Genomic DNA, 22,003 nt, shown 5'->3' on the forward strand with positions numbered 1-22,003 from the left:
TGCCGGTCAGGTGAGCATCGTGGCGAAGCGCCGCGCGAAGAGATAGGCGTCGCCGGGCCAGCGGGCGGAGAGGTAGTTGCCGTCCTGGACGACGAACGCGGGGGTGTCATCGGTGGCCGTGCCACGGCGCCGCAGCTCAATGGGCCCGCGTTCGAACTGGGCGGGGTCGTCCAGGGCGGCGGCGACCTCGTTCTCGACGTAGGCCGGGTAGGTGCGGTAATAGCGGCCACGGCGCCAGGCCGTGAGGTAGTACGCGGTCCGCTCCATGTAGCCGGGCAGACAGGTGGTGCGCCGGTCGGCGAGGACACTGCGGCCGGTTGCCGGGTCGCGGGTGCGGGCCAGGGCGAGGACGCCATGGCATATGGCGCCCACCGGGCGGTCCAGCCGCCAGAACTCCGCGATCTTCTCGCGCAGGAGGTCGGAGCCGAGGTACTGGCGCATCCCGGGGGCGTGGCCGCCGGGCAGGATCAGCCCGTCGTACGCCTCGGGCCGGAGGTCCGCCCACGCCACGGGGTGGCGGAAGGCGGCCTCGCCGGTCAGCTGCTCGTAGAACTCCTTGGGCTCGGGCTCCGTGCCGAGTTGCCCGAAGAGCACTCCGGTGAGCAGCAGCGGATCGGCGGCGGGTGGACCGTCGCCGTGTTCGGTGGCGAACACCACCTCATGGCCGAGGTCGGTCAGCAGCTTCCAGGGCACGGCCACCTCGGTGACGTCGAAGTCCCGGTCGGGCAGGGGGAGGAGGATACGCACGAGGACTGCCTACCACAGGACCGGCGCCCCTGCCCCGGCGCGTCTTCGTGCCGGGGCGGGGGATCAGGGTCGGGAGCCGGATCACTTCCAGATGGAGTCGACCCACTCCGGGTGGTCGATGAACGGGTTCCGGTTGTGCTGGAAGCTGTCGTAGATGACCTCGTTGCGGTTCTTCTCGAAGTCGTCGGGCGGGTCCTCGGCGCTCCACTTCTTCAGTACGGAGAGACGGCCGATGTTGGGCGCGGAACCGTTGTCGACCTTGTCGTTGGGCTCCAGGTCGGGGAAGCCGTCGTCTCCGTCGTAACGGACGGCCATGTAGAGGATCATCCGGGCGATATCGCCCTTGACCTGGTCACGCGGTTCGAAGGAGTCGTCGTCGGTGCGGTTGCCCGGGGCGTCGGGCACCTCCTCGCCGCCGTTGTCGAAGTCCTTGTTGCCGCGGGTGCTGTTCACCTTCACATTGGCCGGGCGCAGATGGTGCAGATCGGTGCCGGGCCCAGTGGCCGTGCCGAAGTCGCCGTGCGACTTCGCCCAGACGTGCTCGCGGTTCCAGTCGTCGGGGTCGCCGCCGCTCGCGTCCTTGGCCTGGGAGCGGCCGGAGTAGAGGAGGATGACGTTCGACGGGTTGTCCGGGTCCTCGTCCGTGGACTTCAGCCCGTCCCACACCTCGTCGTAGGACAGCTTGGTCTGCTCGCTGATGATCGTGTGCAGCGCCGCCTTCAGCTCCGGGCCGCTTTTGCCCGTCGCGTCCTGGTAGTAGTCGTCGGGCGCCTGCACGGCCGTGGGCCGGGTGGTGTCCGCCGTGGCCGGTGTGTTGGCGGCGGCGACCGAAGGGGCGGCCACACCGGCCACGGCCACGACGGCCAGCAGAGGAAGGCGCCGTGACCGGCGCGCGCGATGAGTGGACATGATGTGGGGGGTGTCCTCTCCGAGACGAGTACCCGGGCCGCCAACTGGCGCCGCGGGTACGGACGTTCAAGGCACAAGCTCTCGGAGACTCGCATGTGTGACGCCCGAACGCGTGTACGTGATGTGCCCGTTCCGCGTGAATCCGGTGAACGCCCTGGGGTCGCGAAGAGGGCCGGCCGACGGGTCTGCTGTCGGGCCGGATCAGCGGAGCTGGCAGTATCTGCGTATGGCTGAACAGATCATCGCCGCGTGTGACGGGGCATCGAAGGGAAACCCCGGGCCCGCGGCCTGGGCATGGGTCATCGCGGGCACCGACGGCGAGGTGGAGCGCTGGGAGGCCGGGCCGCTGGGCACCGCGACCAACAATGTCGCCGAGCTGACCGCGCTGCGAGAGCTGCTGGAGTCCACCGACGCGGGCGTACCGCTGGAGGTGCGCATGGACTCCCAGTACGCGATGAAGGCGGTCACCACATGGCTGCCCGGGTGGCGGAAGAAGGGGTGGAAGACCGCCTCGGGGTCGCCGGTGGCCAACCGCGAGCTCGTGATGCGCATCGACGAGCTGCTGGGCGGCCGTACGGTGGAGTTCGTCTACGTTCCGGCGCACCAGGTCGACGGCGACCCGTTCAACGCGGCCGCCGACCGGGCGGCCAGCCACACGGCCCGTACCCAGCAGCCCGTGGGCACCTCGCTCGGCTCCGCCCTGCCGCCGCCCGAGGCCCGGACGGCGACACGCTCGGCCGGTCGTGGTGGCACGGCGCACCCGCGCACGGCGGCGGCACAGGGGCAGGGGAGGGGCACCGGCTCGAAGAGGAGCACCGGCTCCAAGGGGTCCATCAAGGCGAAGTTCCCCGGCCGGTGCCGTTGCGGTACGCCCTACGCCAAGGGCGAGAGCATCAGCAAGAACTCCGACGGCTGGGGCCATCCGTCCTGCGCCACCTGAGCCACGGGGTGGATCAGGGCGGGGAGAAGAGCGCGGGGAAGCGGGGTGCCAGCCAGGGCTTGCGGCCCCATGTGAGGACGCGGCCCCTGGCGACGGCGCCCCACGGTCCGAGGCGGCCCAGCGCCATGAGGAGGAAGGCCACGGGCTCGGTGAGGATGGTGCAGTCCGGGCGGCTAGGCGGTCGCGGTGTGACGGTCACCGCACCGTCGGTGAAGGTGGCGCCGAAGCAGGCGCCACCCCTCAGATGGATGGCGTAGCGGGCGGTGAGCCCGGCGGCGGCGGTGGTGTCGAGCACCCGTGGCATGGCCGTGGTGAGGAAGGGCAGGGTCAGCTCGACCCGGGCCCGGTTGAGCATATGCGGGCTGCCCAGCGCACGGGCGAGGTCATAGCCGTGGCCGAGCATATGGGTCAGCAGATACGACCCCAGTACCTCCAGGCTCATGGGGCCCATCGGCGTTACCAGTTCGCCGTGTGAGGCGTGTGACGCGGGCCGGGACGCCGACTGGAGGAAGGCGTCGGCCTGCTCCACGATCATGGCGGCCAGCGGCTCGGCCCGGCGCTCGGTGAACGCGGCGAGCGCGCGCTGGTTCGCCTCCGCCAGCCCCTGCGGTGTGCCGTCCCCGTAGCCGCGTTCCTTCCCGTCCGCGAGGTGTGCCATCAGCTCATTGGCCTGTGCCAGATGCGCCGCCGCCTCCCCGACCGTCCACCGCGACCCGGGCACCGGAGCCCCGGTGCCGGATGCGCCGCGCAGCGTGGCGGCGATGTCGGCCGCGGTGGCGCGTATCGCCTCGTCCAGGCCCGTGGGCCACGTGCCACCGTCGCGCTGCCCGTTCACCGATTCCACGCGTCCTCCCTGCGTCTGGCCGGGAAGATCCCCCGGGGCACGTACGGTGCCACGTGTCCCACGGTCGCCGGTATCGCATCGCGGGTTACGGTGTCAGTACGATCCTGCCGAACACCTCACCAGTGTCCATCTTCCGGTGCGCCAGTACGGCTTGCTCCAACGGCAGCAGCTCGTGCACCACCGTACGCAGTTCGCCGCGGCTCGCGGCGGCGAACTGCTCGGTCCGCACGGCACGTCGATCGGGCTCGGCCACGGTGGCGGCGCTGAAGGCGGCGAACGACATCGACTTCTGGAACGCCGCCATCATCGTCATACCGAAGTCCTCCGGTGGCATGCCTCCGACCGCGCCGACGGCCACCATGCGACCGTTCGGGTTGAGCTTGGCGAAGAAGGACGGCATGTCCGCACCGGCGATGATGTCGATGATGACGTCGTAGCCGGAGGGAGCGTCGCCGCCCCCCGCACCGGAGCGGTCCAGCACATGGGTGGCGCCGAGGTTGCGCAGCCGATCGCCACGCTCGGCCGACGACGTCGTGACCGCCACCGCCCCGGCACCGCCACGCGCCGCGAGCTGGACCGTCATGATGCCGAGGCTGCCTGCCGCGCCCCGCACCAGTACCGACTCGCCGGGAGCGAAGTGGGCATGGGACAGGCCGAAGTGGGCCACGATGCCGGAGCTCCCCAGCGTCACCGCGTCGACAGCGGAGAGACCCGCGGGGAGGGGGAGGATCTCCTCGACCGCGGCGATCGCCTGTTCGACATAGCCGCCGTTCACGCCGGTGAAGGCCCACACGCGCTGACCGACCCATGACGTATCGACTCCGTCGCCGACCGCGGTCACGGTGCCCGCCACCTCGCTGCCGGGGATATGGCCTTCCTTGAAGCCGTAGCCGGCGAGGGTCCCGCGGCGGATCACGGCGTCGGAGCCGCCGACACCGATCGCCTCATTGGCGATCAGCACGTGTCCGGCGGCGGGAGCCGGGACGGGGAGGTCGATCACCGCCAGACCTTCGGGAGGCCCGAACGCCTGGATCGCGACTGCCTTCAAGGTCGTCTCCTTGCTCTGGGATGGATGGGGCCGGTGGGATCCACGGAATCGGTGAGATCGACGGGATCGGTGAGATCGATGGAATCGGTGAGATCGACGGGATCGGTGAGATCGGCGGGACCGATCGGAACCAACCCGAGGGACGCTAACGGACGCCCCCGTCCACTTTGGCTAAAGTGAGAGCGGTGACCGACCGTTTGCCTCACACCCTGCGCTCCGATGCCTCGGACAACCGGGAGCGCATCCTCGACGCGGCCCGCGCGCTGTTCGCCACCGAAGGGCTGAAGGCTCCGATGCGGGAGATCGCCCGGCACGCCGGGGTCGGCCCCGCCACGCTGTACCGCCGTTTCCCGACCAAGCAGATGCTGGCCACCGAAGCCTTCACGGACGAGATGCGCGCATGCCGCGCCATCGTCGACGAGGGGCGTGCCGAGCCGGATCCGTGGCGCGGCTTCTGCCTCGTGATCGAGAAGACCTGTGAGCTGCACGCCCGCAGCCGGGGCTTCACCGAAGCCTTCATGTCGACCTTCCCCGATGCGATGGACTTCGTCGCGGAGCGCGAATACGCGCTGAGGTCGATCGCCGAACTGGCCCACCGCGCCAAGGACACCGGCCATCTGCGCCCCGACTTCGTCCTGGACGACCTGGTCCTGATGCTCATGGCGAACAGGGGCATCCACACCACGTCGAAGGCCGCCCGGGTCGCGGCATCCCGGCGTTTCGCCGCGCTCGTGATCCAGGCATTCCAAGCCTCGCCGCAGCACTCACCGCTGCCGCCGGTGGCACGCTTGGCACCCGCGGCACCCGCGGCACCCGCGGCACCCGCGGCACCAGGCAAGATCACATGAAGACACGACTCGGGGCCGACCGGCCCGCGCAGTGTGCCGGCGGTCGGCCGCCGGAAGACCGAGGAAACCGGAGGGGCGGGCATGGGCCTGTGGGACAGGGCGCTGGATGCCGCGGGGGTCAGCGATCCCCAGCTGCGCGAGGACTACACGCAGCAGCGGAAACTGGTCGCGGGCTACCGGCGCAGCTCCTACCTCGCCGTGCGCCTGCTGCTGCCTCCGCCGCTGCTGCCCCATGTGATCGCGGCGACCGCCTTCATGCACCGCACCGACACCCTCCTCGACAGCGGCCCCGTCGCGGAGCGCGCCGGGGCCTGCGCGCAGTGGGTGAAGGAGGTACGTGACGGTCTGGCCGGTGGCGAAAGCGACCACGCCGCCGTACGGCCGCTGCTGCACACCGTCTCGGCGCACCCTAGGATGCGCGGCCGGGTCGAGGACTTCCTCGACGCGGCCGCCATGGAGCTGGAGTTCACCGGATTCGCCACCGAAGCGGACTACCAGCGCTACGTCGACGCCTATGCCCTCCCGGCGTTCATGCTGATCGCGGGCCTGATCGCCGGGGAGGACCCCGCGACGGGCCACCGCGAGGCATGCCGTATGTACATCGACGGCAGCCAGCGCCTCGACTTCGTCAACGACCTGGCCGAAGACCTCGCCGACGGGCGCCTGAATCTGGTGCGGGAGACACTCGACGCTCACGGTGTCACCCGCACCGACCTGGAGAACGCCCGGGACACCCCCGCCATCCGGAGCCTTCTGGCGCACCTGCTCGGAGAGGCCCGCGAGTCTCTGTCCAACAGCCGAAACCTGGTCGGCCTCGCACCGCCCGAGGGCCGCCCGCTCTTCCGCGCCATGATCGAGATCGAGCTCCTCACGGCCACGGCAGCCGCCACCAAGGGCCCCGGCCTCCTCCGCACCCCCGCCCGTCCGCCCCTACCGGCCACCGCGCGGGTACTGCTCCGGGAGCGCCGCCGCACCCGTCACCTGCGTTGAACGCCACACCTCGTCGTCCGCGGCGCTTCAGGAAGCGCGCGCCTCAGGAAGCGCGCGCCTCGCTGGGCTCGCCCGCGTCCGCGCCCGCATCGGAGGCCGCATCCGTGGTGACAGCCGAATAGAAGACGGACCTCTTCTGCCTGGTGCGGTGTGCTTGCCCCTTGGCGACAAGCGATTCGAGAGTGCCGCGCACGACCGTGGGCTTGATCTCGCGCTCCGGAAGAGCCTGGCTCAGCGCCGCGGTCACCTCGGCCGCGGAGCGGGGCTCACCGTGCTGGGCGAGATCATCACGCACCAGCTCCCGAAGCGTGGGCACCCCCGATTCCCGCACCCGCTGACGATTCGAACGGCTCCCGCCCGACTCCGCCCGCTTCCGCTTGCCACCGGCCGCGGCGGCCTTCTTCCTCGCCTTGCGCGCGGCGGACAGCGCCGCGACCTCTCGCTTCGCCGACGAACCAGCCGCGGAGCCACTGACGCCCCCCTTCTCCGTCCCGCCATCGGTGGCATCGCCACCAAGGGTCTGCCGCATGCTGAACAGCAGCCCCCGGTTGTCTTCCAGCATCGCCAACTGCTCTTGCAGTGCCGCGATTTCGGAGCTGAGACGTTCGTGCTCGGCGGAGTTGCGTTCCAGATCGGCCGCGACCTGGGCCGCGTACTGGGACTTCAGGCTGGCGCTCTTGGCAGGAGTGTCCACTACGAGCTCCCTCACTGGGCACGTTGCACGTTGGTGCTGGATGGTACATGCGGGCGAATGCCACGTGGGGCTGATCCCGCCGCTGAGCTGGGTCCGTGACCACTCGCCGACCACACTCTGAGGCTCCGTCAGCCTTCTGTGGTCCGCTCTCTTCGGCCGTTTCGCCCTGTGGACTTCGAGCTTCGGGCGGCAGGACGCGGACCGGGCAGCGGCACACGGCGTGTGCCGCATAGGGCAGACTGCGTGCGGCATCATGATCACTCGCCGTTCCCACATTGGCTCGGTGATCGGCGTGCCAACCGGCCAAGCACGTGAAAGGGACCACGGATGACCTTGGACGCACGACCGATACCCACCGGCACGGACGCAACGGCGGGCGCGGTGGCGGACGGCCTCCCGGCCACGATGCGCGCCGCGCGGTTCGACACGGCAGCGGGCACGTTGAAGGTCGAGGATGTGCCGGTGCCCCGGCCGGGAGTGGGCGAGGTCGTGGTCAAGGTGGCCGCGTGTGGCATCTGCCAGTCGGACCTGAGCCAGCTCGACGGCCATATCCCACCCCGGCTGCCGGTGGTCACCCCCGGACACGAGGCGTCGGGCGTGGTGGCGGCGGTCGGCGACGGCGCCGGGCACTGGAGGGCGGGCGACCGGGTGGTCCTGGGCGCGGGGAAGGCCTGCGGTACGTGCCCCGCCTGCCGGTTCGGCGGTGGCACGAACACCTGTGAGGACCTCCAGGTGATGGCCTTCCACTACGACGGGGCCTGGGCCGAGTACGTCCTGACCGACGCCACCACGCTCATCGCCGTGCCCGACGCCGTACCCCTGGAACACGCCGCCGTGCTCGCCGACGCCGTCTCCACCCCGTACGGCGCCATCGACACCGCCCGGCTGCGGTCCGCCGAATCCGTGGGCATCTGGGGGCTGGGCGGGCTGGGCACCCATCTCGTGCAGCTCACCCGCATCTGCGGAGCCTCCCCGATCGTCGCCCTCGACCCCCTCCCCGCCGCCCGCGAGCGCGCCCTCGCCCTGGGCGCCGACTTCGCGCTCGACCCGGCGGACGGTGACACCAAGGCCAGGCTGAAGGAGATCACGGCAGGCAAGGGCCTGGACGTCGCCTTCGACTGCGTCGGCCGTACGCCCTCCTTCACCCAGGCGGAACGTGCCCTCGGCCACCGGGGCCGCCTGGTGCTCGTCGGCATCTCGCCCGACCCTCTGGCCGTGGGCCCGGAGCTCCACTTCGTGCGCAACCGCCACACCGTGATCGGACACACCGGGTACCGCATGGAGCATCTGGAGGATCTGGTCGAGCTGACCGCCCGGGGCCGTCTGGACATCTCCGGGTCGGTCAGCGCGGTCCTGCCCCTGGAGGAAGTGAACGAGGGCATCCGCCGATTGCGTGAGCGGGAGGGCAACCCGATTCGCATCCTGCTGCGGCCCTGAGAGCCTGTGTCATATCCCCGGCCGGGCGTGCGACGCCTGGCACGCTCCCCCAGCTACCGCTGGGAGGTGCCCCTTCTCGCCGCGTTACCGAAACGCCCAAGTGGCTCCGCCACGAGGGCGCTCCGGCGCCTTGCGATCGCACGCCCCAGACGCCGCACGCTGATCCGACCGGGGATATGACACAGGCTCTGAGCGCGAGTCCCAGGCCAACGGCCGGGCTCTGCCGTGGCCGAAGGCCGCGGATCCCGCTCAGGTCCCGGCCGCCCGGGTGGTCTGATCGACCCGTGCGCGTACCCAGGCCAGGAAGGTCCGTACCTCGGTGGCGGGCAGCGGGATCGCGGAGGAGCGGGGGCGCTCGAAGCTGCGCACCGCGGCCTCGACGAGCGGCCGGAACTCCTCCTCGGCCAGGGCGACTTCCCGCGCCGCCACGCGCTTGGCCAGCCAGCGGCCCGTACGGCAGAACACCACCGAGCGGCAGCCGTTGAGCACACGGTTGTCCGCGAGGTGACCTTCGCCGTCGCTGTGCTCGCGGACGGAGGCCCGGATCGCGGTGAGCAGATCCGGGCGGTCCGGTGCGGCGATCACCTCCCGAACCGGGCGGCCGAACAGCGTCAGCCCGGTCTGGTGGGCGACGGAGCGGTCGATGACATACCAGAACGCCGGGGACCGCGCCGCGTCGAGGTCGGCCCGGTTCGGCAGCAGCGGGCCGGTGTTGAGGTTCAGCAGGTACCCGGCCGCACCGGAGGGGCGGCCGACGAAATCCGTTCCGTAGACCACCAGTTCCAGCCCCGCCGCCGGGCAGGGCAGATGCGGGTGGGCGAGGGCCCCCGCCAGGTCGTGCAGGGCCGATCCGGGCAGCGACGGCTCCACGACGACCGTCACATCGATGTCGCTGCGCCCATGCCGGTAGTCCCCGAGCGCGAGGGAACCGACCGCGAGGACACTCACCAGATGGGGCCCGCACACCGTGCGGGTGCGCCGGACGAGTTCTTCCAGATAGGGCCGCAGTTCGGTGGGGACGGACCGCGGGTCCTCGCGTGTGTGGGCCACGTGCCCAGTATCCCTGGTGCGAGGTGCGCGCACGGCCTTGGCTCAGCCCGCCGTGTCCGGGAGCCGCGCAGAGGTGTCGGCGAAGGCCGCCAGATCCAGTCCGGCGTCGTCGAGCGCGGCGGCGGCCACACCGCGGGCGATCTGAGCGAGCCAGTCGGGCTGCTCCTGTCCACCGGAGCGGTGCGCGGCATCGCAGGCCCTGTCCATTCGGCAGGGAGCATTCGATTCCCGCTATATGGATCATTCATCCCCTATTGTGCCTTTTGTTGTAGAGCCCTCGTGAGCGGGATGGAGTCGGGACGTGGCCTTCGTGTCCGGCATGGGGTCCCTGGTACCGCTGCTGGCCGTGTGTGCCGGGTACTTCATGGTCATCCTGGACGTCACGGTCATCAACGTGGCCGTGCCCGTGATCGGCCGGGAGCTGTCGGCTTCGCTCACCGGCATCCAGTGGATCACCGACGGGTACACCCTGGTCTTCGCCGGTTTCCTGCTGACCGGCGGAGCGCTGGGGGACAGGCTGGGAAACCGCCGGATCTTCTGCACCGGCGTGGTGGTGTTCACCGTGTCCTCGGCCGCGTGCGCCTTCGCGCCGAGTGCCCCCTTCCTCGTCGCCGCCCGGGTGGTGGAGGGCCTCGGCGCGGCGTTGATCGTGCCCGGCTCGCTGGCCCTTCTCCAGCAGGCGTATCCGGCTCCGGACGCCCGCTCGCGGGCCTTCGGGGTATGGGGCTCCATCGCCGGGATCGCGGCCTCGGCGGGGCCGCTGCTGGGCGGGCTGCTGGTCTCCACCGTGGGCTGGCGGTGGGTGTTCCTCATCAATCTGCCCGTCGGTGTCGCCTGTCTGGTGCTGACGCTGCGTCGCGTGGCCCCCTCCGACCGGCTCACCACCCGGCCTCTGGACTGGCCGGCGCAGTGCGCGGTCGTGGCGGCGGTGGCCTTGCTGACCTCCGCGCTCAACGAGGCGGGCCGGCGCGGATGGTCCGATCCCGCCGTTCTGGCCGGGGTGGGCCTGTCCGTGCTGGCCGCCACGGCGTTCGTGGTGCGCGAGCGACTGGCCCGCTTTCCCGCCCTGCCCACGAGCCTGCTGCGCTCGCGAGCGCTGGGCGGCGGAGCCGTCATCGGCCTGCTGTTCAATTTCGGCTTCTACGGCATGGTGTTCACCGCCAGCCTGGACTTCCAGCACCAGCGCGGCTACAGCGCCCTGGTCACCGGCCTGGCGCTGTTCCCCGCGGTGGCGATGACCATGTTCGCGTCCATCCTCTCCGGGCGGCTGGCCCGCACGACCGGCGATCGTCCGCTGGTGTGCACCGGCATGCTGCTGGCGGCCCTGGGACTGGCGGGCTGGGTCGTGGCGGGAGCCGAACCCGCCTACCCGCTGCTGGTGGTCCCGATGATGGCGGCGGGATTCGGCACCTCCTTCGCGCTCACCGGCTCCGCCTCCACCGTCATGGGCGCCGCGCCCCCGGCGTACGCGGGGACCGCCTCCGCGCTGTTCAACACCACCCGTCAACTCGGCAGTGCCACCGGCGTGGCGCTCGGTGGCACCCTGCTCGCCACGGCCACCGACTACGGCGAGGGGCTGCGCACCAGCATGGCCATCGGCGCCCTCGCCTATCTGACCGCCGCGGGTCTGGCATGGTTCTGCGTACCGCCCGAGCCCGGGAGCGAGGCACCTGACGCGGAGGCCCACGCGGGCTGATCGAGGCGTGCGCGGTGGGCCGTCACGGGACGTCGCCCGCGGCGTCGGGCTCCCACGCGTACACGGCGGTGACGGCCTCGACGAAGGCGCTGTGCCGCTCCTCGATCAGGCTCGCCATCCAGGACTCGATCGGCTGACCCTCATCGAGGACACGTTGCACATTGATGAAGGTGACCGACAACTCACGGGCCGCGTTCCGGACCGCCTCCGGGCCTACCACTTTGACCCGCAATTCGGCCGAGTGGAACCGCTGCTTCGCGACCTCTGTGGCCGCTGCCTCCGCCGTGGGCAGGACCAGGGCACCCTCGTATGCGTGGATGGTGCCCAGGATCAACTGATAGGCGTCGTGGCGGGCCTGCATGAGCCACCGCTCCGACTCCGCCCGCGCCTGGTCCCTCACCTGCTCGCGCGCCGCCTCCACCGTCTTCTCGCCGCCGATACGCGCCGCCCGCGCCGAGAAGCCGCCACCGATGAGGGCGCCGACGAGTGCCGCCACGCTGGCGAAGAACGCCGCGAGTCCTTGGTCCATAAGGTCTCTCCCCCCGCCTCACCGACTTACTACTCGGCTCCCCCGGCAAAGCCATAATGCAGCCCGCGGCCCGGGACCGGCAGTCCCGCGGGCAGCCGGGAACCGGAAAGTCCGGGCACGGCGACGGCGTCCCAGTCCACGCCACCGTCCGCGAGGTGCGGGCCGAGGCCGACCGAGCCCACCTCCGCGCCGTCCGCATAGGCGGTCAGGGTGGGTTCGCCACCGATGCCGCCCTGGGACAGGGTGAACCACTTGTCGCAGGCCCAGCGGATCTCAGCGGCGTCGGACGCGACGATGGTCGCGCTGTGACGCACCGAGCCGCTCCATGCCTCGTCCTCCATGACATAGAAGCTGTACGCGCACTCCGCCACGGGCTTGTCACCGACACCGAGGAGCACGGCCAACTCGTCCAGCCCGGCCCCCGCGTGGCGGGTGGGACCCGCCGCACGTATCCGGGCGTACAGCTTCTCCGCCTCGATGTGCCGCCGTTCGACGGTGCCCTCGTCCTCCCCGTACCACTTCATCACGTCGGGGTTCATGTCCAGACACGCCTCCCAGTAGGAGATCTGCTGGGCAAGGCGCCCGGTCAGCAGGGCCAGAGCCTCGACATCGTCGGGGTGCGCCGCCACGGCGGCGCGCAGCCAGGGCTCTTCGGGCCAGGTCGGTTCGCCGTCCCCGGGCTCGGTCGGGTCCGCCGCCGTCAGGCACAGCAATCGCCCCACCCGCAGCGCGGCTTGGGCATCGCCCGCGGCCGCCGCGCTCCGCAGCCGTACGAGGGTCTCGTCGGTGATCGTCATGGGACGACGCTACGCCCCGCCACCGCGCGGTGAACGGGCTGTGCCCAGCGGGTCAGACCATGGCCGGCAGTCCGGGCAACAGCTTCTCGATCGTGATGGGGAAGTCCCGCACGCGCACTCCGGTGGCGTTGAACACCGCGTTGGCCACCGCCGCACCGGATCCGCAGATGCCCACCTCACCGATGCCCTTCGCGCCGAGGGGATTGGCCTTGTCGTCGTACCCCTCCAGGACGACGGCGTCGATGTCGGCGGGGATGTCGCCGTGGACCGGCACCAGATACCCCGCGAAGTCCCGGTTGACGAAGGCGCCGGATCGCGGGTCGACGACGGCCTCTTCCTCGAGGGCCGCGCCGACGCCCCAGATCATGCCGCCGATCAGCTGCGAGCGGGCCGTCTTCGGGTTGAACACACGGCCCACCGAGAACACGCTGAGCATCCGCCGCAGACGGGTCTCGGCGGTGTCCGCGTCGACGCCCACTTCGGCGAAATGGGCCCCATAGGTGTTGATCGAGTAGTCCGAGTAGTTCGGATCGTCGCCCATGAAGCGGGTCTGGCCCTCCGCCTCCACACCGTCGGGATGGTGGCGCGCGACGATCTCGCGCAGCGCCTCGGACGCGCCGCCGATGGCCACGTCGCCGTCGGAGAACACCGCCGCTGAGGGGTCCTGGCCGTGCAGCGGGGAGCGTGTGTCGCCGAGGGCCGCGTCCAGCAGCTTGGTGCGCAGGGCCGCGCACGCCCGGTGCACCGCGGTGGACGAATTGGTGGCGCCCCACGAGCCGCCGGACCCCCAGCTGGAGGGATGATCCGAACGCCCGAGGTCGATCCGCACCCGTTCCAGCGGGAGGCCGAGTCCCTCGGCACCGACCTGGGTGAGGATGGTGTAGGTGCCCGTGCCGATATCGGTCATGTCGGTCTGGATGACGGCGGTGCCGTCCGGCTCCAACCGCACCCGCACCGTCGTCGGCCCCTGGAAGTGCCCCCGGATGGCGGCCGACATGCCGTAGCCGATCAGCCACCGTCCCTCGCGCACACTCGCGGGCGTGGCCGGGCGGTTCTCCCAGCCGAACCGGCGCGCGCCTTCGCGCAGGCACTCCACCAGGTGCCGGTCGCTGTACGGCACGTTCCGCTCGGGATCTACGGTGGGCTCGTTGCGGATCCGCAGCTCGACCGGGTCCATCCCGAGCGCATCGGCCAGCTCGTCCATCGCCGACTCGACCGAGAGCATGCCCGGTGCCTCGCCCGGCGCGCGGACGTCCGTCCCGCGCGGCAGGTCGAGCGCCGTCAGCCGGTGGCTGGTCAGCCGGTGGGGCGCGGCGTAGAGACTGCGGACGGTGGCGGCGGTCTGCTCGGCGTACTCGACGTCGGGGTTGGTGTGCATGGTGACGTCGTGGGCGATCGCGGCCAGCCGTCCATCGTGCCCCGCGCCCAGCCGGACCCGCTGGCTCGACGTGGGGCGCATGCCCACGAGCTGGAAGACCTGCTGGCGGGTCAGCGTGACCTTGACCGGCCGGCCCAGCGCGCGGGCGGCCATCGCCGCCAGGATCGTCTCGGAGTGGATGCCCAGCTTGGAGCCGAAGCCGCCGCCGACGAAGGGGGTGACGATATGCACCCGCTCCGGGTCCATCATCAGCGTGCCGGCGACCGAGTCCCGCGCCGCGTCGGTGATCTGGCAGCTGACGTAGACGACCAGGTCATCGTCGCCGTGCGGTGCCACCATGGACGCGTTCGGTTCGATCGGCATCGAGAACTCGTACGGGGTCGTGTACTGCTGGTCGACCTTGACCTCCGCCCCGGCGAACCCGGCGTCGAAATCGCCGACCGCGGTGTCGGTGGGGAGACCGGCGTTGACCGTCTTCGGGATGTAGGTGTCGTCCTCGAACTCGCCGAAGTCGAAACGGCCCCGCCCGGCGCGGTATTCGACCTCGACCAGGTCGGCCGCGTCCCGGGCCTGCTCGAAGGTCTCGGCGACGACCAATGCCACCGGCTCGCCGTAGAAGTGGATGTCCGGCCCGGTCAACATTGGCTGGGCGCGCCAGTATTCGAAGGGAATGGACTCGTCGCGGGGGCCTTGCGCCGGGGCGTTGAGGTAGGTCATCACCAACTGGACCCCGGGCGCGCCTTCCGCGTCCTCGGTGTCGATCCGGGTGATGCGGCCCTTGCCGATCGTCGCGCCGACGATGAAGCCGTAGAGCGGCTGACCGGCCTCCCAGTGCTCGTAGGCGTAGGCGGCCCGGCCGGTGGCCTTCAGCGGGCCGTCGACGCGGTTCACAGCTTGCCCGATCATCTCGCCTCCTCAGCTCGCCCCGGCCGCCTGCGCCAGCGTGCGGCAGAGCGTGCGCTTGGCCAGCTCGATCTTGAAGTCGTTGTCACCCCGCCCGACCGCGCCGCGCAGCGCCGCCTCGGCGGCGGCGCGATAGGTGTCCATCCTGGCCGGATGGTCGGTCAGCGCGTCCTCCGCCTCGACGGACCGCCACGGCTTGTGTGCCACACCGCCGAACGCCACCCGCGCCTCTCGGATCGTTCCCCGGTCGGCCGAGACGACGGCCGCCACCGAGACCAGCGCGAACTCGTACGACGCCCGGTCGCGCACCTTGCGGTAGATCTGCCGGCCCGGCAGGGGCGGGGGCAGCAGAACGCCCGTGATCATCTCGTCGTCACCCAGCACGTTCTCGATATGCGGCGTATCGCCCGGCAGCCGGTAGAAGTCCGTGATGGCGACGCGCCGTACCGACCCATCGGCCCGGAGCAGCTCGATCTCCGCGTCGAGCGCGGTCATCGCGACGGCCATGTCCGAGGGGTGGGTGGCGATGCAGGACTCGCTCGCGCCGAGGATCGCGTGGATCCGGTTGAACCCGCCGATCGCCGCGCACCCCGATCCGGGGTCGCGCTTGTTGCAGCCCGCGGCCGTGTCGTAGAAGTAGGGACAGCGCGTGCGCTGCACCAGATTTCCCCCGGTGGACGCCTTGTTGCGCAGCTGCCCCGAGGCGCCCGACACCAGCGCCTCCGACAGCACCGGATAGCGGGTGCGCACGCGGGGATCGGCGGCCACATCGGAGTTCCGCGCCTGGGCGCCGATGCGCAGTCCACCGTCCGGCAGCTCCTCGATGTCCCGCAGCGGGAGCCGGCTGATGTCCACCAGATGGCTCGGATATTCGATGTCGAGCTTCATCAGGTCGAGCAGATTGGTGCCGCCGCTGATGAACTTCGCGCCCGGCTGGGCCGCCGCGGCGACGGCGGCCCGTGTGTCCGTCGCCCGCTCGTAGGTGAAGGACCTCATGTGGCGCCTCCCTCCGCGCTGCCGCGGATGGCCGCGACGATGTTCGGATAGGCGGCGCACCGGCAGATGTTGCCGCTCATCCGCTCGCGGATCTCGTCATCGGTCAACGCGACCCGGGACGAGGACACGTCGGTGGTGACATGGCTGGGCCAGCCCGCCCTCACCTCGGCGAGCATGCCGACGGCCGAACAGATCTGGCCGGGGGTGCAGTAGCCGCACTGGAAGCCGTCGCACTCGACGAAGGCCCGTTGCATGGGGTGCAGATGGTCGGGGTCGCCGAGGCCCTCGATCGTCATGATCTCGTCGTCCTCGTGCATCACGGCGAGTGTCAGGCAGGAGAGGACGCGCCGGCCGTTGATCAGCACCGTACAGGCGCCGCACTGCCCGTGATCACACCCCTTCTTGGTCCCGCTCAGGCGCAGATGTTCACGCAGCGCGTCGAGCAGCGAGGTCCGTGGATCCACCGCGAGCTGCCGCACCTGATCGTTGATGTTCAGCTTGATCGCCGAGGGTGGGGCCGTCTCGACCTGGCTCCGCCTCATGGCGTGCGTATCCGAAGCGCTCATCACGGCCCGCCTTCCTCGCTAGGTGCAGGTGTCACCCCGGATGTGCGGCGCGACTGCCGGGCACGCTCCCTGGCTCCAGGCTCTCGCAAGAAGGCGGACGTCGCACCGCGAGAACCCTGGTGACGGTGTGTTTTCCGGCGATGACTGAGCGTGTGCCGGTGTCGTCGTATGCCGTGGCCGCCCGCGTCCCGGCGACCGCAGGTGTAGCAGGTGTAATGGGGCGCCTCCCGGGCACCCGCGCCCGGAAAGGATCACGCCTGTCAAGAGAGCGGGCCCGGTCCGGACACCTGGCCGGGACCGCGGAACGGAAGGCCATGAGCAGCGGCTTCATGGGTCCGGGGGACTTCGGTCCAGACCCGTTCGAGGAATTCATGGCACGATTCCTCGGCGGCGGACCGCGCCCCGGCCTCCGCCATATCGACATCGGGCGCCTGATGAGCGACCCTGCCCGGCAACTCGTCGCCGACGCGGCCACCTACGCCGCCGAGCACGGCAGTGCCGATCTGGACACCAAGCATCTGCTGCGTGCGGCGCTGGCCACCGAGCCGACCCGGGGGCTGCTGGCGGGGGCGGGCGCCGACACCGACACGCTGGCCGCGGAGATCGACCGGATGAGCGGCGAGGGCCCGCGGCGCACCCAGCTGTCCGTCACCCCCGCGGTCAAGCGCGCTCTGCTGGAGGCGCATGAACTGGCCCGTGCGAACGGCGCCTCCTACATCGGCCCCGAGCATGTGCTCGGGGCGCTGGCCGCCAACCACGACTCCACGGCCGGCCGCATCCTCAACTCCCTGCCCTTCGACCCCGCGGCGGGCCGGGGCGGACCGCAGAGCGCACCGGGCCGGCCGTCGGTCAGCGGGGCGGCCGGGCAGCAGCCCGGCCGACAGCAGAACACGCCCACCCTCGACAAGTTCAGTCGCGATCTGACCGACCTCGCCCACGCGGGGCGGATCGACCCGGTCATCGGCCGCGAACAGGAGATCGAGCAGACCGTCGAGGTGCTGTCCCGCCGGGGCAAGAACAACCCCGTACTGATCGGCGACGCCGGTGTCGGCAAGACCGCCATCGTCGAAGGGCTCGCCCAGCGCGTCGCCGAGGGAGACGTCCCCGACATCCTCCTGGGCCGCCGGGTGGTCGCCCTGGACATGTCCGCGGTCGTCGCCGGCACCCGCTACCGAGGTGACTTCGAGGAGCGGCTGAGCGGCATCATCGACGAGATCCGCACCCACTCCGAGGAGCTGATCGTCTTCATCGACGAGCTGCACACCGTGGTCGGCGCGGGCGCGAGCGGCGCCGAGGGCGGTTCCATGGACGCGGGCAACATGCTCAAGCCCGCCCTGGCCCGTGGCGAACTCCATGTCATCGGCGCCACCACACTGGAGGAGTACCGCCGCCACATCGAGAAGGACGCGGCGCTGGCCCGGCGCTTCCAGCACATCCTGGTGCCGGAGCCCTCCGCCGCCGACGCGGTGGAGATCCTGCGCGGTCTGCGCGACCGCTACGAGGCCCATCACCAGGTCCGCTTCACCGATGAGGCGCTGCTCGCCGCCGTGGAGCTGTCCGACCGCTACCTCACCGACCGGTTCCTGCCCGACAAGGCCATCGACCTGGTGGACCAGGCCGGCGCCCGGGTGCGGCTGCGCTCGCGCACCAAGGGCACCGACACCCGCACCCTGGAACGCGAGGTCGAGCAGCTGACCCGGGACAAGGACCAGGCGGTGGCCGCGGAGGAGTACGAGCGGGCCACCGAACTGCGCGACCGCATCGGCGAGTTGAACCGCCGCATCGGGGCCGACGGCGGCACCGAGCCCGACGACGGGCAGGGCCTGGAGGTCACCGCCGAGGACATCGCCGAAGTGGTCTCCCGCCAGACCGGGATCCCGGTCAGCAGCCTCACCAAGGAGGAGAAGCAGCGCCTGCTCGGCCTGGAGGAACACCTGTCCGAGCGGGTCATCGGACAGGACGAGGCCGTGGGAGCCGCCGCCGAGGCGGTGCTGCGCTCCCGCGCCGGTCTCGCCGACCCCGGCCGCCCCATCGGCAGTTTCCTCTTCCTCGGCCCGACCGGCGTCGGCAAGACCGAACTCGCGCGGGCGCTGGCCGAGGCGCTGTTCGGCAGCGAGGATCTGATGGTCCGGCTGGACATGAGCGAGTACCAGGAGCGGCACACCGTCAGCCGGCTGGTCGGCGCCCCACCCGGATACGTCGGCCACGAGGAGGCCGGGCAGCTCACCGAGGCGGTGCGCCGCTGCCCCTACGCGCTGCTCCTGTTCGACGAGATCGAGAAGGCGCATCCGGACGTGTTCAACACACTGCTCCAGGTGCTCGACGACGGCCGGCTCACCGACGCCCACGGCCGTACGGTGGACTTCCGCAACACGGTCGTCGTGATGACCAGCAACCTCGGCTCCGAGGCCATCGGCGGGCGCGGCGCCCTCGGCTTCGGGACCGCGGACGCCGAGACGGACGAGCAGGCCCGGCGCGAGCGCGTCCTGCGACCGCTGCGCGAGCACTTCCGCCCCGAGTTCCTCAACCGCGTCGACGAGGTCGTGGTCTTCCGGCAGCTCACGGACGAGCATCTGCGCCGGATCACCGATCTGCTGCTGGAGGAGACCCGCCGCCGGCTGCACGCCCAGGACGTCACCGTGGAGTTCGCCCCGGAAGCCGTCGACTGGATCGCGCGGCGCGGCCACGAACCCGCGTACGGTGCCCGGCCGCTGCGCCGCACCATCCAGCGGGAGGTGGACAACCGTCTGTCGCGGCTGCTGCTGGACGGCGAGATCTCGTCCGGTGACCGGGCCCGGGTGGAGGTCGCGGACGGACAGCTGGTGTTCCACACCGCCACCTCCTCGAACGACAGGCGACTGTGACGCTCACGGTGTGCCGCGAACGCCGGGCCGTGCCCGGCTACTCTTCCGCCGTATGGTGGGAAGAGTCCACCGGGGACGAGGCCTCGAACGGGGTGGCGGACCGGGGGAGCCGGCGCGCCGCGGGCGGAAAGGAGCGCATCGGACATGGACCAGCAGAACCCTCCGCACCCTGACCGCACTCCCGGGCCTGCCGGATCTCCCGGGTCTCCCGGAAGTCCTGCGACTCCCGGATCTCCCGGATCTCCCGGATCTCCCGGATCTCCCGGATCTCCCGGATCCCCCGTACTTCGGCCGAGCGTGGGCGTGCCCCCGGGCGAGACCCCACCGGCCGAGGGCGGCCTGTCGGAAGCGGGCCCCCGCGAGACGTACAACCCCACGAAGGGCTGGTCGAAGGGGCCCACGATCGTCATTTGGCTCTTTGTGGCGCTGTTCGTGACCTTCTGCATCGCGTTCGCGGTCGCCGTACTGGGGTGACCTGAGGCGGCGGGCCGTGGCATGCCTCGACGTATCGGACGAGGTTGCGTTCGCCTTTCGGAGTGGCTGGGAACACGGAGGTGGACGCGGAGGAGGCCACGCTGATGCACGACGACCACGAAGCGCCGGGAAACGGCGGCCGTGAGGCTCGGTCCGGCCGTGTGGAGAGCCGCGAGGAGCGGGCCGACCGCAAGTGGGCCGAGTTGCTCCAGGAGGTGAGGGTGACGCAGACGGGCGTGCAGATTCTGTTCGCGTTCCTGCTCACGGTCGCCTTCACCCCGCGCTTCCACGACCTGGGCCAGGTGGACCGGGCCATCTACGTCGTGACCGTCCTTCTGGGGGCGGCGGCCACCGGCGCGTTGATCGCACCTGTTTCCTTGCACCGGATCGTCACCGGACGCCGGCTGAAGCCGGAAACGGTGGACTGGGCCTCCCGCTTCACCGTGGCCGGGCTGGTGCTGTTGCTGTGCACGGTGGCGTCGGCGCTGCTGCTGATCCTGCGTGTCGTCGTGGCCGATGGCACCGCGTTCTGGCTGGCGGTCGCGGCCCTGCTCTGGTTCGTGATCTGCTGGTTCGTTCCCGCGGCGTGGCTTTTCCACCGCTCGCGCAAGGAGGGCTGAGAAGCGCCGAGGAGCGCTTGAGGAGCACCGAGCAACGCCGAGCAACGCCTGAGCCGCTGGCAGACCGCTGGAGGGCCGCTTCGTCCGGCACGCCCCACCTGGCCTCGCACGGTTTTCTCCGCAGGTGGAAGGGCACTCGGCCGCCATGGATCACACACAGGCTCCGATTCTGGAGGCCCTGGCTCGCTACCACGAGCGTGGGGCCCTCCCGTTCACTCCCCCCGGGCACAAGCAGGGCAGGGGCGCTGACCCGGAGGTCGTCAAGGTTCTGGGGGAGGAGGTGTTCCGCGCCGACCTCCTCGCCTTCGGCGGCCTTGACGACCGGCTGGGGTCGGGCCGTGTGCTGGAGCGGGCGGAGGAGCTGATGGCGGACGCGGTACGCGCCGAGCACACCTTCTTCTCGACCTGCGGCAGCTCGCTCTCCGTCAAGGCGGCGATGCTGGCGGTGGCAGGCCCGCACGAGACCCTGCTGGTGGGCCGGGACGCGCACAAATCGGTGGTCTCCGGCCTGATCATCTCCGGTGTCCGGCCGATCTGGGTGGAACCCGAATGGGACGGTGCCCGCCATATCGCGCATCCGCCGTCGGCCGCGTCGTTCGAGCGGGCATTCGACGATCACCCGGAGGCCAGGGGAGCCCTGGTGACCAGCCCCACTCCGTACGGGTCCTGCGCCGACCTGGCGGGGATCGCCGAGGTCTGCCATCGGCGTGGCCGTCCGCTGATCGTCGACGAGGCGTGGGGAGCGCATCTGCCGTTCTGCTCCCAGTTGCCGAGCTGGGCCATGGACGCGGGTGCCGACGTCTGCGTGACCAGCATCCACAAGATGGGCAGCGGCCTGGAGCAGGGCTCGGTGTTCCATCTCCGGGGCGACCTGATCGAGCCGGCCGTTTTGAAGTCCTGCGCCGGTCTGCTCGGCACCACGAGTCCGTCCGTGCTCCTCTACGGGGGAATGGACGGGTGGCGTCGGCAGATGGCGCTGCACGGCGAGGAACTGCTCGGCGCGGCCCTGCGCCGGGCGCATGCGGTGCGCGACGAGATCGCGGCCATCGACGGACTGCACGTGGACGGGCCCGCGGACTACGTGGGCCCCGGCCTGGGCAGTGACTTCGATCCGTTTCCGGTCGTCATCGACCTGGCCGGTCTCGGGGTCAGTGGCTACCGCGCGGCCGACTGGCTCCGGGGACATCATGACGTCAACGCCCATCTGGCCGACCACCGGCGGATCAGCACCCAGCTCACCCACGCCGACGACCCCTCGACGACCGGAGCGCTGCTGACGGCGCTGCGCGAGCTGGCCGACCACGCGGAGGATCTGCGGCCCGCCCCCGAGGTGGCCGTACCGACGCCGGACGAGTTGCGGATGGAACAGTCCTGTCTGCCGCGGGACGCCTACTTCGGCGCCACGGAGGATCTGCCCGTGGCCCGTGCGGCAGGCCGGGTGGCGGCCGAGATGATCACCCCCTACCCGCCGGGCATACCGGCCGTGCTGCCCGGCGAGGTGCTGAAGCAGCCGGTCCTGGACTATCTGCGCTCCGGGCTGAAGGCCGGGATGAACCTCCCCGACACGGCCGACCCCGGACTGGACACCATCCGCGTCCTGGTCAAGGGGACCGGAGCCGACTGACGCGCAGGCACCGACCGATGTACAGGTGCGGCGAAGCCGGAGCCACCAC

General features: G+C 71.0%; 21 protein-coding genes. 9 read left to right on the top strand and 12 right to left on the bottom strand.

Annotation, left to right across the window (positions count from 1 at the left end; genetic code table 11):
* Window positions 1–6: 6 nt before the first annotated feature.
* Complete coding sequence (locus tag J2Z30_RS26255) at window positions 7–747, bottom strand: type 1 glutamine amidotransferase domain-containing protein (protein ID WP_044580175.1); 741 nt, start codon at window positions 745–747, stop codon at window positions 7–9.
* Between the two features lie 81 nt (window positions 748–828).
* Window positions 829–1,656, bottom strand: coding sequence for an endonuclease I family protein (locus J2Z30_RS26260; protein ID WP_044580176.1), 828 nt, complete (start codon window positions 1,654–1,656; stop codon window positions 829–831).
* 226 nt (window positions 1,657–1,882) lie between these two features.
* On the opposite strand from J2Z30_RS26260, the gene J2Z30_RS26265 reads away from it, so the two are divergent.
* Window positions 1,883–2,596 (top strand): ribonuclease H family protein, encoded by a 714-nt coding sequence (locus tag J2Z30_RS26265; protein ID WP_044580177.1) that lies wholly within the window; start codon window positions 1,883–1,885, stop codon window positions 2,594–2,596.
* Between the two features lie 13 nt (window positions 2,597–2,609).
* Here J2Z30_RS26265 and J2Z30_RS26270 read toward each other — a convergent pair whose 3' ends face one another.
* Together J2Z30_RS26270 and J2Z30_RS26275 are read right to left on the bottom strand one after the other, a co-directional pair.
* Window positions 2,610–3,440 (bottom strand): maleylpyruvate isomerase family mycothiol-dependent enzyme, encoded by an 831-nt coding sequence (locus J2Z30_RS26270; protein WP_044580178.1) that lies wholly within the window; start codon window positions 3,438–3,440, stop codon window positions 2,610–2,612.
* 85 nt (window positions 3,441–3,525) lie between these two features.
* Window positions 3,526–4,488 carry a zinc-dependent alcohol dehydrogenase family protein gene (locus J2Z30_RS26275; protein WP_044580179.1) on the bottom strand — a complete coding sequence of 321 codons (963 nt, stop codon included), beginning with the start codon at window positions 4,486–4,488 and terminating at the stop codon, window positions 3,526–3,528.
* 185 nt (window positions 4,489–4,673) lie between these two features.
* Between J2Z30_RS26275 and J2Z30_RS26280 the strand changes: the two genes are divergently transcribed.
* Both J2Z30_RS26280 and J2Z30_RS26285 read left to right on the top strand, forming a co-directional pair.
* Window positions 4,674–5,336 carry a TetR/AcrR family transcriptional regulator gene (locus J2Z30_RS26280; RefSeq protein WP_209468850.1) on the top strand — a complete coding sequence of 221 codons (663 nt, stop codon included), beginning with the start codon at window positions 4,674–4,676 and terminating at the stop codon, window positions 5,334–5,336.
* Between the two features lie 81 nt (window positions 5,337–5,417).
* Window positions 5,418–6,326: a squalene/phytoene synthase family protein gene (locus J2Z30_RS26285; RefSeq protein ID WP_044580181.1), complete on the top strand. Its 909-nt coding sequence runs from the start codon at window positions 5,418–5,420 to the stop codon at window positions 6,324–6,326.
* 43 nt (window positions 6,327–6,369) lie between these two features.
* Here J2Z30_RS26285 and J2Z30_RS26290 read toward each other — a convergent pair whose 3' ends face one another.
* Window positions 6,370–7,020 carry a hypothetical protein gene (locus J2Z30_RS26290; protein WP_044580182.1) on the bottom strand — a complete coding sequence of 217 codons (651 nt, stop codon included), beginning with the start codon at window positions 7,018–7,020 and terminating at the stop codon, window positions 6,370–6,372.
* 327 nt (window positions 7,021–7,347) lie between these two features.
* Between J2Z30_RS26290 and J2Z30_RS26295 the strand changes: the two genes are divergently transcribed.
* Entirely contained in the window at window positions 7,348–8,457 is a 1,110-nt protein-coding gene (locus J2Z30_RS26295) for a zinc-binding dehydrogenase (RefSeq protein WP_078957162.1), read from the top strand.
* Window positions 8,458–8,706: 249 nt separating this feature from the next.
* Here the strand turns inward: J2Z30_RS26295 and J2Z30_RS26300 are convergent, their stop codons facing one another.
* Complete coding sequence (locus J2Z30_RS26300) at window positions 8,707–9,507, bottom strand: aminoglycoside adenylyltransferase domain-containing protein (protein WP_044580183.1); 801 nt, start codon at window positions 9,505–9,507, stop codon at window positions 8,707–8,709.
* A gap of 42 nt (window positions 9,508–9,549) precedes the next feature.
* Window positions 9,550–9,714 (bottom strand): hypothetical protein, encoded by a 165-nt coding sequence (locus J2Z30_RS26305; RefSeq protein WP_209468851.1) that lies wholly within the window; start codon window positions 9,712–9,714, stop codon window positions 9,550–9,552.
* A 112-nt stretch (window positions 9,715–9,826) separates the two neighbouring features.
* Here J2Z30_RS26305 and J2Z30_RS26310 point away from each other — a divergent pair, with 112 nt between their 5' ends.
* Entirely contained in the window at window positions 9,827–11,203 is a 1,377-nt protein-coding gene (locus tag J2Z30_RS26310) for an MFS transporter (RefSeq protein WP_245388466.1), read from the top strand.
* A 22-nt stretch (window positions 11,204–11,225) separates the two neighbouring features.
* Here J2Z30_RS26310 and J2Z30_RS26315 read toward each other — a convergent pair whose 3' ends face one another.
* Genes J2Z30_RS26315 through J2Z30_RS26335 form a run of 5 tightly spaced genes read right to left on the bottom strand, consistent with a single transcriptional unit; the run spans window position 11,226 to window position 16,372 of the window.
* Window positions 11,226–11,732, bottom strand: a complete 507-nt coding sequence (locus tag J2Z30_RS26315) for a hypothetical protein (RefSeq protein WP_044580184.1) — start codon at window positions 11,730–11,732, stop codon at window positions 11,226–11,228.
* Between the two features lie 29 nt (window positions 11,733–11,761).
* A complete protein-coding gene (locus tag J2Z30_RS26320) occupies window positions 11,762–12,529 on the bottom strand; it encodes a hypothetical protein (protein WP_044580185.1) in 768 nt (255 codons plus the stop codon).
* Window positions 12,530–12,581: 52 nt separating this feature from the next.
* Window positions 12,582–14,813 (bottom strand): xanthine dehydrogenase family protein molybdopterin-binding subunit, encoded by a 2,232-nt coding sequence (locus J2Z30_RS26325; RefSeq protein WP_044580186.1) that lies wholly within the window; start codon window positions 14,811–14,813, stop codon window positions 12,582–12,584.
* 9 nt (window positions 14,814–14,822) lie between these two features.
* A complete protein-coding gene (locus tag J2Z30_RS26330; protein ID WP_044580187.1) occupies window positions 14,823–15,806 on the bottom strand; it encodes an FAD binding domain-containing protein in 984 nt (327 codons plus the stop codon).
* Window positions 15,803–16,372, bottom strand: a complete 570-nt coding sequence (locus J2Z30_RS26335) for a 2Fe-2S iron-sulfur cluster-binding protein (protein ID WP_044580188.1) — start codon at window positions 16,370–16,372, stop codon at window positions 15,803–15,805. Before J2Z30_RS26335 ends, J2Z30_RS26330 begins: the two co-directional genes overlap by 4 nt.
* Window positions 16,373–16,686: 314 nt before the next feature.
* Between J2Z30_RS26335 and J2Z30_RS26340 the strand changes: the two genes are divergently transcribed.
* From J2Z30_RS26340 to J2Z30_RS26355, 4 genes are all read left to right on the top strand, one after another.
* Window positions 16,687–19,236, top strand: a complete 2,550-nt coding sequence (locus tag J2Z30_RS26340) for an ATP-dependent Clp protease ATP-binding subunit (protein ID WP_044580189.1) — start codon at window positions 16,687–16,689, stop codon at window positions 19,234–19,236.
* A gap of 297 nt (window positions 19,237–19,533) precedes the next feature.
* Window positions 19,534–19,710, top strand: coding sequence for a DUF6480 family protein (locus tag J2Z30_RS51410; protein ID WP_191062898.1), 177 nt, complete (start codon window positions 19,534–19,536; stop codon window positions 19,708–19,710).
* Between the two features lie 104 nt (window positions 19,711–19,814).
* Window positions 19,815–20,330 (top strand): DUF6328 family protein, encoded by a 516-nt coding sequence (locus tag J2Z30_RS26350; protein ID WP_044582480.1) that lies wholly within the window; start codon window positions 19,815–19,817, stop codon window positions 20,328–20,330.
* A 145-nt stretch (window positions 20,331–20,475) separates the two neighbouring features.
* The gene (locus J2Z30_RS26355) at window positions 20,476–21,954 is read left to right on the top strand and encodes an aminotransferase class I/II-fold pyridoxal phosphate-dependent enzyme (protein WP_044580190.1); all 1,479 of its coding nucleotides are present in this window, start codon (window positions 20,476–20,478) and stop codon (window positions 21,952–21,954) included.
* Window positions 21,955–22,003: the final 49 nt, after the last annotated feature.

The organism is Streptomyces iranensis, assembly GCF_017874715.1.
Lineage (GTDB): Bacteria > Actinomycetota > Actinomycetes > Streptomycetales > Streptomycetaceae > Streptomyces > Streptomyces iranensis.

Excerpts from the sequence above, each read along its gene's own strand:
- J2Z30_RS26260 (WP_044580176.1), bottom strand. The coding sequence starts at position 1,656 with ATGTCCACTCATCGCGCGCGCCGGTCACGGCGCCTTCCTCTGCTGGCC.
- J2Z30_RS26265 (WP_044580177.1), top strand. The coding sequence starts at position 1,883 with ATGGCTGAACAGATCATCGCCGCGTGTGACGGGGCATCGAAGGGAAAC.
- J2Z30_RS26285 (WP_044580181.1), top strand. The coding sequence starts at position 5,418 with ATGGGCCTGTGGGACAGGGCGCTGGATGCCGCGGGGGTCAGCGATCCC.
- J2Z30_RS26295 (WP_078957162.1), top strand. The coding sequence starts at position 7,348 with ATGACCTTGGACGCACGACCGATACCCACCGGCACGGACGCAACGGCG.
- J2Z30_RS26305 (WP_209468851.1), bottom strand. The coding sequence starts at position 9,714 with ATGGACAGGGCCTGCGATGCCGCGCACCGCTCCGGTGGACAGGAGCAG.
- J2Z30_RS26310 (WP_245388466.1), top strand. The coding sequence starts at position 9,827 with ATGGGGTCCCTGGTACCGCTGCTGGCCGTGTGTGCCGGGTACTTCATG.
- J2Z30_RS26315 (WP_044580184.1), bottom strand. The coding sequence starts at position 11,732 with ATGGACCAAGGACTCGCGGCGTTCTTCGCCAGCGTGGCGGCACTCGTC.
- J2Z30_RS26320 (WP_044580185.1), bottom strand. The coding sequence starts at position 12,529 with ATGACGATCACCGACGAGACCCTCGTACGGCTGCGGAGCGCGGCGGCC.
- J2Z30_RS26325 (WP_044580186.1), bottom strand. The coding sequence starts at position 14,813 with ATGATCGGGCAAGCTGTGAACCGCGTCGACGGCCCGCTGAAGGCCACC.
- J2Z30_RS26330 (WP_044580187.1), bottom strand. The coding sequence starts at position 15,806 with ATGAGGTCCTTCACCTACGAGCGGGCGACGGACACACGGGCCGCCGTC.
- J2Z30_RS26335 (WP_044580188.1), bottom strand. The coding sequence starts at position 16,372 with ATGAGCGCTTCGGATACGCACGCCATGAGGCGGAGCCAGGTCGAGACG.
- J2Z30_RS26340 (WP_044580189.1), top strand. The coding sequence starts at position 16,687 with ATGAGCAGCGGCTTCATGGGTCCGGGGGACTTCGGTCCAGACCCGTTC.
- J2Z30_RS26350 (WP_044582480.1), top strand. The coding sequence starts at position 19,815 with ATGCACGACGACCACGAAGCGCCGGGAAACGGCGGCCGTGAGGCTCGG.
- J2Z30_RS26355 (WP_044580190.1), top strand. The coding sequence starts at position 20,476 with ATGGATCACACACAGGCTCCGATTCTGGAGGCCCTGGCTCGCTACCAC.